Source organism: Limnohabitans sp. Bal53 (assembly GCF_003063355.1).
Taxonomy (GTDB): Bacteria; Pseudomonadota; Gammaproteobacteria; order Burkholderiales; family Burkholderiaceae_C; genus Limnohabitans_A.
Genome location: NZ_NESH01000002.1, coordinates 345954 through 363431 on the forward strand (window position 1 = coordinate 345954; position 17478 = coordinate 363431).

Sequence of the window (17478 nt, forward strand, 5' to 3'; positions counted from 1 at the left end):
CTCAGGCAGGTGTGTTGGCCTGAGCAGGGACATCACTGGCCCAATCACCTCGGTGGTGCAGCCTTGCATAGGCGCCGCCCTGCGCCAGCAATTCGGCGGGGGCGCCTTGTTCCACGATGCGACCGCGCTCCATCACGATGACCCGGTCGGCGTGCTCGATGGTGGACAGTCGGTGCGCCACGATCACGGTGGTGCGGCCTTGCATGAGTTTTTGCAAAGCGTCCTGCACCAGGCGCTCGGACTCGTTGTCCAGTGCCGAGGTTGCTTCGTCCAGAATCAATATCGGCGAGTCCTTGTACAAGGCGCGGGCAATCGCCAGGCGCTGGCGTTGCCCCCCAGAAAGCTGATTGGCGTTGTGGCCCAATTTGGTGTCCATGCCCTGAGGCAGGGTTTGAACGTGTGCCCATAAATTGGCCGCTTGGAGGCATTGCTCGACTTTGGCGCGATCTGGTTTGTCGCCCAGCCCCACGTTCACTGCCAAACTGTCGTTGAGCATGACCACGTCCTGACTGACCATGGCCAGTTGTTGGCGTAGGCTGTCCAGCTGCCAGTGCGCCAGGGGTACGCCGTCGAGCAGTACCTGGCCGTCGGTCGGGTTCAAAAAGCGCGGCAGCAATTGGATCAATGTGGTTTTGCCAGCACCTGATGTGCCCACCAAGGCCACCGTCTCGCCTGGCTTCACACTCAAATTGATCTGCGCCAAAGCTGGCGCACCATCCGGGTTGAACTGAACGCTCACGTCGTGCCATTCCAGGGCGCCAATGGCGCGGTGCACCCGGTGATCGCCTTGGCTTTCTTCTGGGGCGTCGTGCATCAGGGCCAGGCCCCGCTCAAGTGCGGCCAGGCCCCGGGTGATGGGGTTGGCCACATCGGCCAGTCGTTTGATGGGCGCAATCAGCATCAGCATGGCGGTGATGAAGGCTACAAACCCCCCCACCGTGGCCCCTGATCCAGGCTCGCGGCTTTGCTCCAGGGCGATCACCAGCACCAAGGACAGGGCAACCGCTGCCATGATTTGCGTCAACGGTGTCATGGCAGCCGAAGCTGCCGTCGTTTTGAGTGCCAAGCGCCGAAGACGCTGTCCCAGGGCATTGAAGCGCCCGATTTGCTGGGCTTGTGCGCCATGCAAACGCACCATCCGGTGGGCGAGCACGTTTTCTTCCACCACGTAGGCCAGATCATCGGTGGCTTTCTGACTTTCTTTGGTCAGCCCGTATAAGCGGCGAGACAGCACTTTCATGATCCAGCTCAGGCCCGGAGCGACCGTGAAAACGACCAGTGTGAGCTGCCAGTTCAACCACATCAAATAGCCGATGAGGGCCAAAAGGGTGAAGCCGTCACGGGTCAAACCGATCAACGCCGACACCAACTGCGATGCGCCGATTTGAACCTCGTACACCACAGTGTTGGACAAGGCGCTGGCCGATTGCCGATTGAACAGCGACAAATCGGCGCGCACCAATTTGGCAAACAGGTCGCTGCGCAGTTTCTCCATGCCGTCGTTGGTTACACGCGCCAGCGCGTACTGAGACACAAAGTGCGCTAGACCACGCAAACCAAACAGGCCAATGACCACCAAAGGGATTGACCACAGCGGCAAACTATTTTGGGCAAATCCGCTGTCCAGCAAAGGCTGAAAAAGGGCCGGTATCAGTGGCTCGGTCAGGGCAGCGACCAAAGTAGCCCCAACGGCCAGCGCCCAAACATTACGTTGGCGCCAAAAATAGGGTTTGAGGCGCAACAAGCGCTGAACAATTCCTGGCTGTGGAGCGAAGCCCGAGGGCTGCGTGGAGACGGGTTGAGCTTCAGACATGGATGAGGATATTGTAAGCAGGCCTGCAGCCGGGCTGCTTTTGGCATGCATCAGGTGCTCGGCTGGCCAGCTTTGATACACGCATCGGGCCCCCAGTCCTTGGCCGTGATGTCAAGTTGGTCTGCTGCCAATGCGCAGACTTTGACCCCGGCAACAGGGTCAGACATCAAATTGGGCTCATCACGGTGTACGATCACCGCTTTCTTCAGGCCCACTCCCACTCTGTAGGTGCACATGAATCTGTCAACCTCGCTTGTCCGTCAATTGGGTTCATTGCTGACTTTGATCAGTTTTTCACTGTTTGGCAGCCATGCATTGGCGCAGTTCCGTGTCGAGGTCACAGGCGTTGGCCTGACTCAATTGCCTATTTTGGTGGCCCCTTTCAAGGGCGAAGTCCAGGCCAGTCAAAAGATTTCCCAAATTGTGCAAGCCGACTTGGCCCGCAGCGGCCAGTTCAAGCCATTGCCCGCATCGAGTCTGGCGCTCGACGAGATGAGCCGTCCGGATTGGGCCGTGCTTCGGCCATTGTCGGTCGAGGCCTTGGTGGCGGGATCTGTCACACGTTTGGCGAACGGCCGCTACGATGTGCGGGCCCGCTTGTGGGATGCGGTCAAGGGTCAGGAAAAGTCCGATTTCAAAGACAACGTCACCGCTGCGGACCTGCGGTTGTCGGCCCACCGGGTGTCCGACTGGGTATACCAACAGTTGACGGGCACGCCCGGCGTTTTTACCTCACGCATCAGTTATGTGACCAAATCCAGTGGCCGCTACAGCCTTTGGATAGCCGATTCGGATGGGGAGGCTGCTCGCTCTGCGCTCAGCAGTCCTGAGCCCATCATTTCTCCTTCCTGGTCGCCCAATGGCACCCAATTGGCCTATGTATCCTTTGAGTCACGCAAGCCCGTGGTGTATGTCCATGAGCTCGCGTCGGGCCAGCGTCGGGTGGTGGCCAACTTCAAAGGCTCCAACAGTGCGCCTGCTTGGGCCCCTGATGGCCGCTCGCTTGTAGCCACACTCAGCCGCGATGGTGGCTCGCAGCTGTATCGGGTCTCCTTGCAAGGCGGCGATCCCCAGCGCTTGACTTCGGGCAACATCAATACCGAACCCGCTTTTTCCCCTGACGGCAATACCTTGTATTTTGTCAGCGACCGTGGCGGTAACCCCCAAATCTACAAAATGTCCGCCCAAGGTGGCCCGGCTGATCGGGTGACGTTTTCGGGTAACTACAACATCTCGCCAGCCATCAGCCCCGATGGCCGCTGGTTGGCCTATGTCTCACGCTTGCCGAGTGGTTTTCGTCTCCATTTGATGGAGCTGGCCACGGGCCAGGTCACGGCTCTGACGGAAACCAACGCCGACGAGCGCCCCAGTTTTGCAGCCAACAGCCGTTTGCTGGTCTATGCCACACATCAAGGCGGCGAGGCTTTGATGACCACGACGCTGGACGGCCGCATCAAAGCCCGTCTGGTGGGGCAGGGCGGCGACATCCGTGAGCCGCATTGGGGACCGGTGCGTCCCTGAAGTTTGAATTTCAATTTCGTTTTTTATTCATGAGGTTGCGTATGAAAAAGCATGTTGGGTCGTTGTTGTTGGTCTCTGCGGTCTTGGGGGGCTGTGCCTCCGGTGTCAAGCTCGATGAGGTGCCTGTCGTGGATAAATCGGCCACGCCAAGCAGCGTCGGGATTCAAAGCATTGGCGCTGGCCAAGGCAGCGCACAAACCAGCAGCGTAGCGCCTGTTTCGGTCAGTCAGGCCTCTGCAGGTCAAGGCCCGGTTGGTATTGCCCATGTGGTGTTTTTTGATTACGACAGCTTTGTCCTGCGCGCCGAAGCCCGTCCTGTGATCGCTTCCCATGCTCAGTTCTTGCAAGCCAACAAGCAGCGCAAAGCCAATCTGGAAGGTCACACCGATGACCGCGGTGGCCGAGAATACAACCTGGCCTTGGGCCAAAAACGTGCCGATGCGGTTCGTCAGGCGCTGAGCCTGTTGGGCGTTCCCGAGTCCCAGCTGGAAGCCGTGAGTTTTGGCAAGGAAAAGCCCTTGGCCGCGGGTGGCTCAGAAGCCGACCAAGCGCAAAACCGCCGCGTTGAAATCCGTTATTGAGGTCTGTGATGCACTATGTTCGATCTGGCTGGCGCCCAGCCGCCTTGCTCTTGAGTCTTGTCTTGGCCACCTTGTCCAGCCCGTCGCAAGCGGCCTTGTTTGGCGGGGACGACGAAGCGCGTCGAGCGATCTTGGATTTGCGCCAGCGTCTGGAGCAATCCCAAAACGCTACTCGCGCCCTGATCGAACAAAACGTCCAGTCTCAAAATCAATCACAAAATCAGGCCATCGCCCAGCTGCGCGCATCGCTGCTCGATTTGCAGGGACAAATCGACCGCCTCAAATCTGAATTGGCGCAAAGCCTGGGCGCACAAGAACGCCTGGCGCGGGACTTGACCGAGCTGCAGCTGCGCCAAAAAGACGTGCTCAGCGCCGTGGACGATCGCTTGCGCCGCTTCGAGCCTGTGCCGACCACCATCGATGGTCGTGAAGTGATGGTCGACCCCGCAGAAAAAGCCGACCACGACAAAGCCATGGCACTGTTTCGCCAAGCCGATTTTGTTGCGGCCCAAGTTGCCCTGGAATCCTTTGTGTTGAGACACAGTACGAGTGCTTATGTGCCCTCGGCCCTGTTTTGGCTGGGCAATGCCCAGTACGCCAACAAGGCTTACCAGCCTTCCATGGCGAATTTCCAGAAGCTTCTGAGCATGAGGCCCGATCACCCACGCGCAGCCGAAGCCATGCTGGCCATCTCCAATGTTCAAATCGAACTGAAGGACCTCAAGGCCGCGCGCAAAACCTTGGAAGATTTGATAAAGACATATCCGCAGGCAGAAACGGCAGCCACTGCCCGCGATCGCCTCAGTCGTCTGCGCTGACATCGGATGAGCTTTTTGACTGCGGATGAAGTCCAGCAGTTGGCCTATCAAGTTTGGGGGGCCAGCTTTGCCATCTCCTTGCTGGCGGGCGTGTTGATCCACCGGGGGCACTTTTGCACCATGGGGGCCATCAGTGATTGGGTGGTGATGCGTGACGCCACCCGGCTGCGGCAATGGGCGCTGGCCGTGGTCGTCGCCATGGCCTGTTTTGGCCTGATGGCCTGGCTTGGTTGGATCAGCCCATTGAGCACCATTTATGCTTCCTCACAACTGCCATGGCTTTCGGCGCTGTTGGGCGGCTGCTTGTTTGGCATCGGCATGGTTTTGGCATCGGGCTGCAGCAGCAAATCCTTGGTGCGGTTGGCTGCGGGCAATCTCAAGTCTTTGGTGGTCTTGCTGGCCATGGCTGTCTCTGCGCTGGCGGCCATGCGCGGCCTGACGGCGGTTTGGCGCGTGAACGGCCTTGACACCGTGTCCATCGATTTGCCTCACGGCCCTTTTGTCGGTCAGTGGCTGTCGGCTTTTTGGGGGCTTGAATTGCGCGCGGGTTTTGGCATCAGCGCGGCGCTCGTGTCTTTGTGCTTGCTGGGCTGGGTGGTCAAAGACCGCCGTTTCCACACGGCGTTCAACTGGGTCACAGGCGCAGGCTTGGGCTTGCTGGTGGTGGCGCTGTGGTGGGTCAGTGGCGTGCTGGGTTTTGTACCCGAACACCCCGATACCCTGGAGCCGGTGTTCCTCACCACCCACAGCGGCCGCATGGAGGCGCTGAGTTTCACGGCGCCAGTTGGCTACTGGCTGGATGCATTCATGTACTACAGCGACGGCAGCAAACGGTTGACCTTGGGCATGGTCACGGTGGTCGGTGTGTTGGCGGGCGCTGGCCTGAGCGCTGTGCAGCAAGGCAGCTTTCGTTGGGAGGGTTTCACCGACCGTCATGATTTGGTGCGTCACTTGGCCGGTGGTGCCCTCATGGGCACAGGCGGTGTGATGGCCATGGGGTGCACTTTTGGTCAGGGCCTCAGTGGCCTGTCTACATTGAACTTGGGCAGCATGTTGTCGGTGATGGGCATTTTTGCAGGCACCTGGGCCGCATTGCATTGGCAAATGCGCGAGGCTTGAAACTTTTGAATCGCGCCGCACCTGCACGCAACTTTTGCAAGATCAGCCCATGAGCGAGATGCCAACAATGGACCCCTTGACCGATGACAGACTACGCCGCTTCGGCGGCTTGCAACGCCTGTATGGCGTGTCCGGCGCTGAGCGTATCCGGCAAGCGCATGTGGTGGTCGTGGGCATTGGCGGTGTGGGTTCCTGGGCGGCTGAAGCCTTGGCCCGCAGTGGCGTGGCGCGATTGACCCTCATCGATATGGACCACATCTCTGAGTCCAACATCAACCGTCAGATTCACGCGCTCAGCAGCACCACGGGCCAATCCAAAGTGCTGGCCATGCAAGAGCGCATCGCCTTGATTCACCCGGAATGCCATGTCGATGCTGTGGACGATTTTGTGAGCTCCGAGAACTGGCCTGCGCTTTTGCCTTCTAAGCCCGATGCGGTGATCGACGCTTGCGACCAGGTGAAAGCCAAAGTGAGCCTGGCGCATTGGGCGCTGAGCGAAGGTGTGGGCTTCATCACCGTGGGTGCAGCGGGCGGCAAACGCTTGGCGCACAAAGTTGACGTGGACGACCTCTCGCGCATCACACACGACCCCCTTTTGGCGCAATTGCGTTATCGCCTGCGCAAACACCATGGTGCGGCCAGAGGTGACAAACGCATCGGTATACAAGGCGTGTTCAGCCGCGAATCGGTGGCCCCGCCCGATGCCTCGTGTGCGATCGATGGCGATGGTTCGCTCAACTGCCACGGTTACGGATCGGTGGTCAGCGTGACCGCGACATTTGGCATGTGTGCTGCTTCAGAAATTTTGAATTTTTTAGCGATCACCCCCGAGAAGGCCAAAAAATGACGCTATAATTTGAGTCTTGCTACAGTGCACAACACAGCAGCAAAGGGACCATAGCTCAGTTGGTAGAGCAGCGGACTTTTAATCCGTTTGTCGTGGGTTCGACCCCCGCTGGTCCCACCAAATTTAAAAGCACTTTGAACTTCGGTTCAAAGTGCTTTTTTTATTCCTGGTGATTTTTATGATGCTTCCTCGGCTGAACCTGTGAGGGTCTTTCGCTTCGCACGATTCATGCGTTGTTGTGTTCTTGGTGGTGCGTCTGAATGCATCACGCAGGCAAAAAAATGCCGGACGGGTTAGGTCCGGCATGAGGGGAGAGGGTCAGTGCTGTTCAAAGCGCTGTCGATGTGGCTTCTTCGAGCAAAGAGGTCAGCTCCAACCAGCGTTCTTCTAAGCGCGTCACTTCGTCGGCCAGGGCTTTGAGTCGGCGTCCTGCATCGGCCATGTCGGCTGGCGACATGGGCGTGGTCAGCAGCGCTTCCAGACGGGTTTTCTCGGCTTCGATGCTGGCCATGCGCTGCTCGTTTTGTTCCAGCTCGCGCTTGAGCGGCCGGGTTTGCGCAGCCAGTTGCTGGCGTTTTTGCGCGTCGAGTTTGCGTTGCTCGGCACTGCTCAGGCCTGGTGTCATGCTCTGCGTGCCTGCCGAGGTACTGGGTTTGGCGCCAGCCCCTGCTGCGGGAGTGGGCGTCGCACTTGCAGGACCCGTGCCGCTGGGCACACTGGCTTGGGTGGTTGGAACGGGTTCTGCCACCCCTGTGGCTACAGCATCACGGGCCGAGTTTTTGGCCGCTTCGCGTAAGCGTTTGGATTCTTCGAGCAAATACTTTTGGTAGTCGTCCAAGTCGCCGTCAAAAGGCTCGACCTTGCCACGGCCCACCATCCAGAACTCGTCGCACACGGCGCGCAGCAAAGCGCGGTCGTGGCTGACCAGCATGACGGTGCCTTCGAATTCGTTGAGCGCCATCGACAGCGCTTCGCGCGTGGCCAGGTCCAAGTGGTTGGTGGGCTCGTCCAGCAACAAGAGGTTGGGTCGCTGCCACACGATCATGGCCAACACCAAGCGGGCTTTTTCACCGCCGCTCATGGTGCCCACGGCCTGTTTGACCATGTCGCCGGTGAAGTTGAAAGTGCCCAGGTAATTGCGCAGGTCTTGCTCGCGGCTGGGCTCGCCGCTGTTCGGGCCGAGCTCTTTGGCCAGACGGATCATGTGCTCCAGCGGGTTGTCCTGCGGATGCAGCACATCCAGTTCTTGCTGGGCAAAGTAGCCGATGTTCAGGCCCTTGCCTTCGGTCAGCGTGCCTGCCAGCAGCGGCATGGTGCGTGCAATGGTCTTGACCAGGGTCGACTTGCCTTGGCCGTTGGCCCCCAAAATGCCGATACGCTGGCCTGCCAGCACCGATTTGCTGACCCCTTGCAAAATCGCTTTGGGTTCGTTGTCCACGATGTAGCCAAAACTCGCCTCGCTGATGGCCAGCATCGGGTTGGGCAGGTTGTTGGGTTCTTTGAAGCCAAAGGTGAATTCGGCATCGGCCAGCAAAGGGGCCACTTTTTCCATGCGCTCGAGCGCCTTGACCCGGCTTTGCGCCTGCTTGGCCTTGCTGGCCTGCGCCTTGAAGCGGTTGATGAACTTTTGCAGGTGGGCGATTTTGTCTTGCTGCTTGGCAAACGAGGCCTGCTGCAGCTCCATCTGCTGAGCCCGCAAGATTTCAAAGCCGCTGTAGTTGCTGCCGTAGCGCGTCAATTTGGCGTGATCGATGTGCAGGGTGACGTTGGTCACCGCATCCAAAAATTCGCGGTCGTGGCTGATCACGATCATGGTGCCCGCGTAGCGTTGCAGCCAAGCTTCCAGCCAGACCAGCGCGTCCAAGTCCAAGTGGTTGGTGGGTTCGTCCAGCAGCAGGATGTCGGAGGGGCACATGAGTGCCCGTGCCAGCTGCAAGCGCATGCGCCAGCCGCCCGAAAAACTGTTGACCGGGTTGTTGAGTTCATCGACCCGAAAGCCCAAGCCCAAGATCAAAGCTTCAGCGCGGGGCAGGGCGTCGTGGTCGCCTGCGTCGGCCAGGTCCGTGTAGACATGGGCCATTTCCATGCCGTCGCCACTGGCTTCGGCGGCCACCAGGCGCTGGCGCAACTCTGCCAGGCGGGTGTCGCCTTCCAGCACAAACTCGCTGGCAGCCTGGTCGGTCTCGGGCATGTTCTGCGCGACCTGACCCATGCGCCAGGCTTTGGGCATGTCAAAGTCACCGCCGTCTTCGTGCAGGGTGCCGTTGAACAGGGCAAACAAGGTGGATTTGCCCGCGCCGTTGCGACCGACCAAACCGACTTTTTCTCCGGGGTTGAGGGTGACCGAAGCTTGGTCCAGCAGCACCTTGGTGCCTCGGCGGAGGGTGACGTTTTTGAGGTTGATCATGAAAAGCAGTGACCGGACAGGTTCCGGGATAAGGGGCGTGGTCAGTAGGAGGCTGACGCTGCGAGGGGCATAAGCCGGTATTTTCGCCGATGTAGGCGAGGGTCATTGGGGAAGAGGGTGCGGCGCACCCGGTTGTGCGAGCCGAAAATCAGCCACAAAGAAGCCGCATTCGAGGTGGCATGGCCGCACAGGCGACCAAGTTGATGCCTGAGGTCAGGTCATGTTGAGCTTTGCAACAGGGCTTCTCGGGTGATCAGCAGCACCTGGTCATCGCCCGCACTGGTGTCCAGCCAAGCCACTTCAAGGTTTGGAAAGGCCGCAATGAAGTGCGCTACCTCGTTGCCAATCTCCAGGACCAGCACCGCGTCCTCGCTCATCCGCGCAGGCGCATCCTTGAACAGCTGACGCACAAAGTCCATGCCGTCCGTGCCACCGGCCAATGCCAACTCGGGCTCGGCTCGGTACTCGGCGGGCAAGGCGTCCATGCTGGCCTGGCACACATAAGGTGGGTTGCACAGGATCAAATCAAACGGGCCGGGTAGGTCAGAAAGACCATCGCTGTGGACCAATGTCACGCGCTCTTGCAGTTCGTGGCGCTCTACGTTGATGGCGGCAACCGCCAGCGCATCGTCAGAAATATCGGCCCCTGTGACCTGCACCTCGGGCCAGGCCAGTGCCGCCAGCACGGCCAGGCTGCCGTTGCCGGTGCACAGGTCCAATACCTGTTTTGTTTGATCGCTCAGCCAAGCGTCGATGGTGCCGTCGGCCAGCACCTCAGCGATCAGACTGCGCGGCACGATGGACCGCTCGTCGATGTAAAACGACACGCCTTGCAGCCAGGCCTCACGCGTGAGGTAGGCGGCCGGTTTGCGGCTGGTGATGCGTTCGTCGATCAACGCGGCGCAAGTCGCTTGTTGCTCGGGCGTCACGGCTTCTTCGGCCACTTCGTCCAGATCGGTGTCCAGCGGCAGGCCCAGACGCCACAGCACCAGCCAAACGGCTTCGTCAAAAGCGCTCTGGGTGCCGTGGCCAAAAGACACTTGGGCTTGGTCCAGGCGCTTTGCGGCTTGGGCGATCAGTTCGTGCAGGTGCATAGGGATTCCTGGACTGCCGCGCTTGGCCCGCAGTGACGTGAAGGGTGTGAAAAGGCCAAGGGCTGCACCGGGCAGCGTGGGTGCTCGCAAATCGTGGGCAAAACGCTCATGCAGTCAAGCCTGTGTTGAGATGTTCCAGCGTGCGCCGGTAGATGGCTTTGAGCGGCGCGATGTCGGCCAGCGCCACATGCTCGTTGACCTTGTGGATGGTCGCGTTCGGTGGGCCAAATTCGATCACCTGCGGACAAATTTGGGCAATGAAGCGGCCGTCGCTGGTGCCCCCTGTGGTGGACAGCTCGGTCTTCAGACCGGTTTCGTCGGTGATGGCTTGCTGGATGGCGGCCACCAGGGTACCCGGCGTGGTCAGAAATGGCCGACCGCCCAAGGTCCATTTGAGCTCGTACTTCAGACCGTGCTGGTCGAGCACCGCTTGCAGCCGCTGCTGCAGGCTTTCGGGTGTGGACTCGGTGCAAAAGCGGAAGTTGAAGTCGACCACACAGTCGCCCGGGATCACGTTGCTCGCGCCCGTGCCTGCGTGAATATTGCTCACTTGCCAACTCGTGGGCGGAAAAAAGACATTGCCTTCGTCCCATCGGATGGCCACCAGCTCTGCCAGGGCAGGGGCTAGGCGGTGAATCGGGTTGTCGGCCAGGTGGGGGTAGGCGATGTGGCCTTGCACGCCCTTGACGGTGAGCTTGCCGCTCAGGGTGCCGCGTCGGCCGTTTTTGATCATGTCGCCCGTTTGCTGAACCGAGGTGGGCTCACCCACAATGCAAAACTGAGGCGCGTCACCACGGGTTTGGAGCTTTTCACAAACGATCACGGTGCCATCGAGCGCCGGGCCTTCTTCATCGCTGGTCAACAAAAAGGCGATGCCCAATGCCGGGTTGGAGTTGCTGGCAAGAAACTCCTGCACCGCCACCACCATGGCCGCCAGCGAGGTTTTCATGTCACTGGCGCCGCGCCCGTACAGCTTGCCGTCTTTGTGCGTGGGGGTGAAGGGGTCACTGTCCCATTGCGCGAGCGGCCCGGTGGGTACGACATCGGTGTGCCCGGCAAAGGCCAAGGTTTGGCCCGAAGTGCCTGCGCGCTTGGCCCACAGGTTGCGCACGCGAAAAGTGTCGGGGCCGGAGTCCATGAACTCGCAGACAAAACCCAAGGGTTTCAGGGCGTCGGTGATCAGGTCCAGGCAGCCCGCATCCTCAGGTGTGACAGAGGGGCGAGCGATCAGCTGCTCGGCCAGACGCAGGGTGTCGTGACAGGTATTGGTGTTCATGGCTCAGATCTTTTGGGGGTGGGCACGCACAAAGCGCGCAATGCGCTCGGCCGCTTCCAGACATTCGGCGGTCTCAGCCACCAGGGCCATGCGGATCCGGCCCTGGCCAGGGTTGCCGCCGTTAAAGTCTCGCGCCAGGTAGCTGCCGGGCAGCACGGTGACATGTTCTGCTTGATAAAGCGCTTGGGCCAACGCGGCGTCGTCGCCGTGCCAGCCAGCGGGCACACCCGCCCAGAGGTAAAAGCTCGCATCGGGGAGCTTCACATCCAGCACCTCGGCCAGCACGGGGGTGACCTGGGCGAATTTGGTGCGGTACTGGTTGCGGTTGTCCACCACATGGGCTTCGTCGCCCCAAGCAGCCACGCTGGCCGCTTGCACCACCGGGCTCATGGCGCTGCCATGGTAGGTGCGGTAGAGCAAGAACTGTTGGATGATGGCCGCGTCTCCAGCCACAAAGCCGCTGCGCAGGCCGGGCACGTTGCTGCGTTTGGACAGGCTGGTGAAGGCAATCAGGCGTTTGAAGTCGGTGCGGCCCAGCTGGTGGGCAGCTTCCAGCCCTCCCAGTGGCGCTTCATCGCGGAAGTAAATCTCGCTGTAGCACTCGTCGGACGCGATCACGAAACCGTGTTGGTCGGACAGGGCAAACAGCTTTTCCCATTCAGACAGCGGCATGACCGCGCCCGTGGGGTTGCCGGGCGAGCAAACGAACAAGAGCTGGGTGCGGGCCCAGACTTCGGCAGGCACGCTGTCCCAGTCGTTGGCAAAGTTGCGCGCCGGGTCGCTGGGCACGTAGTACGGCTCAGCGCCAGACAGCAAGGCCGCGCCTTCGTAGATTTGGTAGAACGGGTTGGGGCTGACCACGGTGGCGCCCGGCCGGGTCGGGTCGATCACGGTTTGCGTCAGGGCAAACAGGGCTTCTCGTGAGCCGTTGACGGGCAAAACCTGCGTGACAGGGTCCAGGGCCAAGTCGTAACGGCTTTGCAGCCAGGCGGCGCAGGCCTTGCGCAGGCTGGGCTCGCCAGCTGTTGCCGGGTAAGCCGACAGGCCCGTGGCCACCGAGGCCTTGAGCGCATCCTGAATGAAAGCAGGCGTGGCGTGCTTGGGCTCGCCAATGCCGAGGCTGATGTGGCGAAGCGCGGGGTTGGGGGTGACACTGGCGAACAGCTGCTTGAGCCGTTCAAAAGGGTAGGGTTGCAGCTTGGCAAGGAGGGGATTCATCCCCCGATTATCCGGGATGGAGGGTACCTGTTGGTCCTTGGGCTTGTCAGTGTGATTTTCAGCATGCCTGTCGGGTAACATTGACGTTTAAATCGGTGTTGGCCATTTGGGCTGGCCCTTTATTTGATTTCCAACCGATCCGACCACCAACCGAACCGCCGTGCGCCTCAATTCCATCAAGCTTTCTGGCTTCAAATCGTTTGCCGAACCGACCAATTTCTTGCTGCCTGGGCAGCTGGTGGGCGTGGTGGGCCCCAACGGTTGCGGCAAGTCCAACATCATGGACGCGGTGCGCTGGGTGCTGGGCGAGTCCAAAGCGTCGGAGTTGCGTGGCGAGTCCATGCAAGACGTCATCTTCAACGGCACCACCACCCGCAAACCGGCCAGCCGGGCCAGTGTGGAGTTGGTGTTCAGCAACGAAGATCACCGCGCAGGCGGCCAATGGGGCCAATTTGCCGAAATCGCCGTCAAGCGCGTGCTGACCCGTGACGGCAACAGCAGTTATTACATCAACAACCAGCCCGTGCGCCGCCGCGACGTGCAGGACGTGTTTTTGGGCACCGGCCTGGGCCCACGCGCTTACGCCATCATCGGCCAGGGCACGATCAGCCGCATCATCGAGTCGCGCCCCGAAGAGCTGCGTTTGTTCCTCGAAGAAGCCGCGGGTGTCTCCAAATACAAAGAGCGCCGCCGCGAGACCGAAAACCGCTTGTCGGATACCCGTGAGAACCTGACCCGGGTGGACGACATCCTGCGGGAGCTCAACGCCAACCTGGAAAAGCTCGAAAAACAGGCCGAAGTGGCCCGTCGGTACAACGCCTTGCAGGCCGACAGCAGCCTGAAGCAACACCAGTTGTGGTTTTTGAAGCGCCGCGACGCCGAGGCCGACCAAGGCCGCATGAAGTCCGACGTGGACCAGGCCGTGAACGCGCTCGAATCGCGCATGGCCGACCTGAGGCACGTCGAGGCCGATCTGGAGACCATCCGCCAGGCGCATTACGCCGCAGGTGACCAGGTCAACCAGGCACAAGGCAAGCTGTACGAAGCCAGCGCCGAAGTGGGGCGTCTGGAAGCCGAAATCCGCTTTGTGGTGGAAGGCCGCCAACGCGCCGAGCAGCGTTTGCAGCAGCTGATCGAGCAAACCGCGCAATGGGGTACCCGCAGCGAGGACGCTCAGGTCGAGCTGGAAACCCTGGCCGAGCAAGCGGCCATGGCAGAAGACCAAAGCATGACGCTGGCCGCTCAGGTGGAAGACCAGGCCATGGCGCTGCCTGATCTGGAAGAAGCCCTGCGCAAAGCCCAAAACGACGCCACCGCCCAACGCGCCAGCGTGGTGCAGGTGCAGCAGCAAATTGGTGTGCTGGCCGCAGACCAGCGCAACGTCGAAGAACAATCGCGGCAGCTTGAAAACCGCCGCGAACGCTTGCTAACCGACCGCAACGCCCTGGCCGCGCCCGACGAAGCCCGGCTGAACCACTTGCAAGAACAACTGGCCGAGGCCGAAGCCCTGTCGGCCGAGTCCGAAGCTCGGTTGCAGGACTTGCAAGAGCAGGTGCCCGCTCTCGACGAAGACCGCCGCACGCGCCAAACCGCCGTGAACCAAGAGTCGTCCAAGCTGGCCGACTTGAGCGCCCGCATCGAGGCGCTCAAAGCCTTGCAAGAAAAAGTGCGCACCGACGGCAAGCTCAAGCCTTGGTTGGCCAAGCAAGGCCTGGAAGGCCTGGAAGGCCTGTGGAGCCGGATCCACATTGAGCCGGGTTGGGAAAACGCCCTCGAATCGGCCCTGCGCGAACGCCTGTCGGCCTTGGAAGTCTCGCGCTTGGACATGGTGCGCGCCTTTGCCAACGACGCACCGCCCGCCAAACTGAGCTTTTTCAGCCCTCCGCTGGCAACCAAAGCCGCGCCAAGCAGCGGCATGCCCGCAGGCTGCAAGCCCTTGGCCGAGTTGCTGCGTGTGCACGATGCCGGTTTGTCAGCGCTCTTGGCCGACTGGCTGCAAGGCTGCTACACCGCCCCCCATCTGGAAGACGCGCTGGCTTGGCGCAGCCAGCTGCAAGCGGGCGAAACCCTGTTGGTGCAGGCCGGCCATGCTGTTCAACTCAACAGCGTGGTGTTTTACGCGCCAGACTCTGAACAAGCCGGTTTGTTGGCCCGTGCCCAAGAGATCGAGAACCTGGAAAAGCAACTGCGCGCCCAAACGCTGATTGCCGAAGAAAGCCGCAGCGCCTTGGTGCGGGCCGAAGCGGCCTATGCTGATGCTTCGCAGCGCCTGATGACCGTGCGCCGCGAAGCCAGCGAGAGCCAGTCGCGCACCCATGAGTTGCAGGTTGAGACTTTGCGCCTGTCGCAGCTGGTGGCACAAACCCGCGCCCGCAGCGAGCAAATCAGCAACGACTTGGCCGAAGTTGAGGCCTTGCTCGATGAGCTGCAAGAGCGCCGCGTGACGGCCGAGGCCCGCTTCGAAGAGCTGGACATGCAGCTGGCCGACACGCAAGAGCGCCACGCTCAGTTGGACGAGCGCGTGATCGAGGCCGAGCGCAAGTTGGCCGAATGCCGCGAGCAGCAGCGCAGCTTGGAGCGCCGCGCGCAAGAAGCCCAGTTCTCGCAGCGCAGCCTGGACGCCCGCCGCGCCGAGCTCAACCGCACGATAGAGACCGCGCAGCAGCAGGTCACCAGCATCGAAGCCGAAATGCAGCGGGCCCGCGACGAGCTCAGCCGCTTGACCGATGCCGCTGCCCAAGCGGGTTTGCAAAACGTGCTGGCCGTCAAACTCGAGCGCGAGCAAGCCTTGGGCGCTTGCCGCAGCGCCTATGACGACCTGACGGCCAAACTGCGCGCCAGCGATGAGCGCCGCGTGAGTTTTGAGCGCGAACTCGACCCGCTGCGCCAACGCATCACCGATTTGCAGCTCAAGGAACAAGCCGCCCGCTTGGGTCTCGAGCAATACACGCAGCTGCTGGCCGATGCCCAAGCCGATCTGGAGGCCGTGGCCGCTTCGATCGAAGCCGGTCAGGTGCGTGTGACGGGTCTGCAAGGCGAGATCGACCGCATCCACCGCGAAATCACCGCTTTGGGCCCGGTCAACCTGGCCGCGTTGGAAGAGCTGACCACTTCGCGCGAGCGCAAGGTGTTCCTCGACTCGCAGTGCGCCGACCTGACCGATGCGATGAACACGCTGGAAGACGCGATCCGCAAGATCGACGCCGAAACCCGCGAGTTGCTGGGCGGCACCTTCAAGATCGTCAACGAGCACTTCAGCCGCATGTTCCCTGAACTGTTTGGTGGCGGCAATGCCCGCTTGGTGATGACCGGCGACGAAATTTTGGACGCGGGTGTGCAGGTGCTGGCGCAGCCACCCGGCAAGAAAAACCAGACGATCCACCTGCTCTCGGGTGGCGAAAAGGCCCTCACGGCCATCGCGCTGGTGTTTGCGATTTTTCAGCTCAACCCGGCCCCGTTTTGCTTGCTCGACGAGGTGGACGCGCCGCTGGACGACGCGAACACCGAGCGCTACGCCAAACTGGTGGCGGGTATGGGCAAAGAGACCCAGTTTCTGTTCATCAGCCACAACAAGATCGCCATGGAAATGGCCGAGCAGTTGATTGGCGTGACCATGCAGGAGCAGGGCGTTTCACGCATCGTGGCTGTGGACATGGAGTCCGCAGTGTCAATGGCCGACGTGGCCTGAGGAAGTTATGTTGGAATCGATGAGCCCATTGCAATTGAGTCTGGCGGCCATTGGGGCCCTCACCGTGGGGGCTGTGGTGGTCTACAACTACTGGACTGCGCGCAAAAATGCACCGCGACAGGCCGACCCCCATCGCGAGCCGATGCGCGAGTCGGTGTCGCATGCCATCGAGCCTGTGCTGGACGTGGATGCTGCCGTACCCGGCCAAAGTGATCAGGCCCGCGAGCCGGTGCTGAAAGACACGTTCACGCACCTGAGTCAGCCTGATCGCAAAACCCAGCTCGATGCCCTGATTGACGTCTTGGCAGCCATCGAGGTGGATCAGCCTGTCTCAGGTGATGCGGCCTTGGCCGCCTTGCCCACCACGCGCAGGGTGGGCACCAAGTTGTTTTCTGTTGAAGGTTTTGAGCAAGCGACCAGTCAGTGGGAAGCCTTGGTCCCCGGTCACCGCTACAGCGCCTTTCATGCGGGTGTTCAGTTGGCCAACCGGGTGGGGGCACTCAACAACATCGAGTTCTCGGAATTTGTGGTCAAAACACAAGCCTTTGCCGATGCCGTGGGCGGGGGCGTCAGCTTCAGTGACATGCTCGAAGAAGTGGCCCGTGCCCGTGAGTTGGACCAATTTGCCAGTGTGCATGATGCCCAGCTGAGCTTCACGCTGTGTGCTCGCTCCGCTGCCTGGAGCCCGGGTTATATCCACCAACACGCTGCACGTTTGGGTTTTGTGCCCGGTGCGATTCCTGGTCGCATGGTCTTGCCCGCTGCGGTGCAAGGCTTGCCGCCAGTTCTGTCGCTCACGTTTGACACCCACGCCGCGATGGCAGAAGACCCGGAACTGTCGGCCATCCGTTCGTTTGCATTGAGCCTTGATGTGCCCCAGACCGCCCGTCAAGAGCAGCCGTATGTGCGCCTGCGCGAAGCCGCCGTGGCGCTGGCGGCGCAGATGGACGGTGTTGTGACCGATGGCGAAGGCCAGGTGCTCGGTGAAGCCACGCTCGACCAAATTGGCCTGGACTTGCAACAGCTGTATGACGCGCTGGACGCCCGTGAGTTGTCTGCAGGATCGCCCCAAGCGCGTCGCCTCTTTTCTTGAGCG

Annotated in this window: 13 protein-coding genes and 1 tRNA gene; 8 read left to right on the forward strand and 6 right to left on the reverse strand. The window is 61.0% G+C overall.

Annotated elements, in window-relative coordinates; translation table 11 throughout:
- Nucleotide 1: 1 nt before the first annotated feature.
- The gene (gene msbA / locus B9Z50_RS06585) at nucleotides 2-1813 is read right to left on the reverse strand and encodes a lipid A export permease/ATP-binding protein MsbA (RefSeq protein ID WP_108362867.1); all 1812 of its coding nucleotides are present in this window, start codon (nucleotides 1811-1813) and stop codon (nucleotides 2-4) included.
- Nucleotides 1814-1863: 50 nt separating this feature from the next.
- Nucleotides 1864-2049, reverse strand: a complete 186-nt coding sequence (locus B9Z50_RS06590) for a hypothetical protein (protein ID WP_108362868.1) — start codon at nucleotides 2047-2049, stop codon at nucleotides 1864-1866.
- On the opposite strand from B9Z50_RS06590, the gene tolB reads away from it, so the two are divergent.
- From tolB to B9Z50_RS06620, 6 genes are all read left to right on the forward strand, one after another.
- Nucleotides 2048-3334, forward strand: coding sequence for a Tol-Pal system beta propeller repeat protein TolB (tolB, locus tag B9Z50_RS06595; RefSeq protein ID WP_108362869.1), 1287 nt, complete (start codon nucleotides 2048-2050; stop codon nucleotides 3332-3334). The two genes, B9Z50_RS06590 and tolB, sit on opposite strands and share 2 nt — an antisense overlap.
- Nucleotides 3335-3375: 41 nt before the next feature.
- The gene (gene pal, locus B9Z50_RS06600; RefSeq protein WP_108362870.1) at nucleotides 3376-3915 is read left to right on the forward strand and encodes a peptidoglycan-associated lipoprotein Pal; all 540 of its coding nucleotides are present in this window, start codon (nucleotides 3376-3378) and stop codon (nucleotides 3913-3915) included.
- Between the two features lie 8 nt (nucleotides 3916-3923).
- Entirely contained in the window at nucleotides 3924-4733 is an 810-nt protein-coding gene (gene ybgF / locus B9Z50_RS06605) for a tol-pal system protein YbgF (protein WP_108362871.1), read from the forward strand.
- A 6-nt stretch (nucleotides 4734-4739) separates the two neighbouring features.
- Nucleotides 4740-5852 carry a YeeE/YedE family protein gene (locus B9Z50_RS06610; protein WP_108362872.1) on the forward strand — a complete coding sequence of 371 codons (1113 nt, stop codon included), beginning with the start codon at nucleotides 4740-4742 and terminating at the stop codon, nucleotides 5850-5852.
- Between the two features lie 49 nt (nucleotides 5853-5901).
- Nucleotides 5902-6699 carry a ThiF family adenylyltransferase gene (locus tag B9Z50_RS06615; protein ID WP_108362873.1) on the forward strand — a complete coding sequence of 266 codons (798 nt, stop codon included), beginning with the start codon at nucleotides 5902-5904 and terminating at the stop codon, nucleotides 6697-6699.
- Between the two features lie 44 nt (nucleotides 6700-6743).
- Nucleotides 6744-6819: transfer RNA gene (locus B9Z50_RS06620), tRNA-Lys, on the forward strand.
- Nucleotides 6820-7027: 208 nt separating this feature from the next.
- Here the strand turns inward: B9Z50_RS06620 and B9Z50_RS06625 are convergent.
- From B9Z50_RS06625 to dapC, 4 genes are all read right to left on the reverse strand, one after another.
- Entirely contained in the window at nucleotides 7028-9106 is a 2079-nt protein-coding gene (locus B9Z50_RS06625) for an ATP-binding cassette domain-containing protein (protein ID WP_108362874.1), read from the reverse strand.
- 218 nt (nucleotides 9107-9324) lie between these two features.
- A complete protein-coding gene (prmB, locus tag B9Z50_RS06630; protein WP_108362875.1) occupies nucleotides 9325-10200 on the reverse strand; it encodes a 50S ribosomal protein L3 N(5)-glutamine methyltransferase in 876 nt (291 codons plus the stop codon).
- Nucleotides 10201-10306: 106 nt separating this feature from the next.
- Nucleotides 10307-11476, reverse strand: a complete 1170-nt coding sequence (gene dapE / locus B9Z50_RS06635; RefSeq protein WP_108362876.1) for a succinyl-diaminopimelate desuccinylase — start codon at nucleotides 11474-11476, stop codon at nucleotides 10307-10309.
- A gap of 3 nt (nucleotides 11477-11479) precedes the next feature.
- The gene (gene dapC / locus B9Z50_RS06640) at nucleotides 11480-12694 is read right to left on the reverse strand and encodes a succinyldiaminopimelate transaminase (protein WP_108362877.1); all 1215 of its coding nucleotides are present in this window, start codon (nucleotides 12692-12694) and stop codon (nucleotides 11480-11482) included.
- Between the two features lie 160 nt (nucleotides 12695-12854).
- Here dapC and smc point away from each other — a divergent pair, with 160 nt between their 5' ends.
- Nucleotides 12855-16382, forward strand: a complete 3528-nt coding sequence (gene smc, locus B9Z50_RS06645; RefSeq protein ID WP_108362878.1) for a chromosome segregation protein SMC — start codon at nucleotides 12855-12857, stop codon at nucleotides 16380-16382.
- A gap of 19 nt (nucleotides 16383-16401) precedes the next feature.
- Entirely contained in the window at nucleotides 16402-17475 is a 1074-nt protein-coding gene (locus tag B9Z50_RS06650; RefSeq protein WP_108363633.1) for a cell division protein FtsZ, read from the forward strand.
- Nucleotides 17476-17478: the final 3 nt, after the last annotated feature.

Bases quoted from the DNA above. Each gene is read 5' to 3' on its own strand.
- msbA (WP_108362867.1), bottom strand. From the start codon at position 1,813: ATGTCTGAAGCTCAACCCGTCTCCACGCAGCCCTCGGGCTTCGCTCCA.
- tolB (WP_108362869.1), top strand. From the start codon at position 2,048: ATGAATCTGTCAACCTCGCTTGTCCGTCAATTGGGTTCATTGCTGACT.
- B9Z50_RS06590 (WP_108362868.1), bottom strand. From the start codon at position 2,049: ATGTGCACCTACAGAGTGGGAGTGGGCCTGAAGAAAGCGGTGATCGTA.
- pal (WP_108362870.1), top strand. From the start codon at position 3,376: ATGAAAAAGCATGTTGGGTCGTTGTTGTTGGTCTCTGCGGTCTTGGGG.
- ybgF (WP_108362871.1), top strand. From the start codon at position 3,924: ATGCACTATGTTCGATCTGGCTGGCGCCCAGCCGCCTTGCTCTTGAGT.
- B9Z50_RS06610 (WP_108362872.1), top strand. From the start codon at position 4,740: ATGAGCTTTTTGACTGCGGATGAAGTCCAGCAGTTGGCCTATCAAGTT.
- B9Z50_RS06615 (WP_108362873.1), top strand. From the start codon at position 5,902: ATGAGCGAGATGCCAACAATGGACCCCTTGACCGATGACAGACTACGC.
- B9Z50_RS06625 (WP_108362874.1), bottom strand. From the start codon at position 9,106: ATGATCAACCTCAAAAACGTCACCCTCCGCCGAGGCACCAAGGTGCTG.
- prmB (WP_108362875.1), bottom strand. From the start codon at position 10,200: ATGCACCTGCACGAACTGATCGCCCAAGCCGCAAAGCGCCTGGACCAA.
- dapE (WP_108362876.1), bottom strand. From the start codon at position 11,476: ATGAACACCAATACCTGTCACGACACCCTGCGTCTGGCCGAGCAGCTG.
- dapC (WP_108362877.1), bottom strand. From the start codon at position 12,694: ATGAATCCCCTCCTTGCCAAGCTGCAACCCTACCCTTTTGAACGGCTC.
- B9Z50_RS06650 (WP_108363633.1), top strand. From the start codon at position 16,402: ATGAGCCCATTGCAATTGAGTCTGGCGGCCATTGGGGCCCTCACCGTG.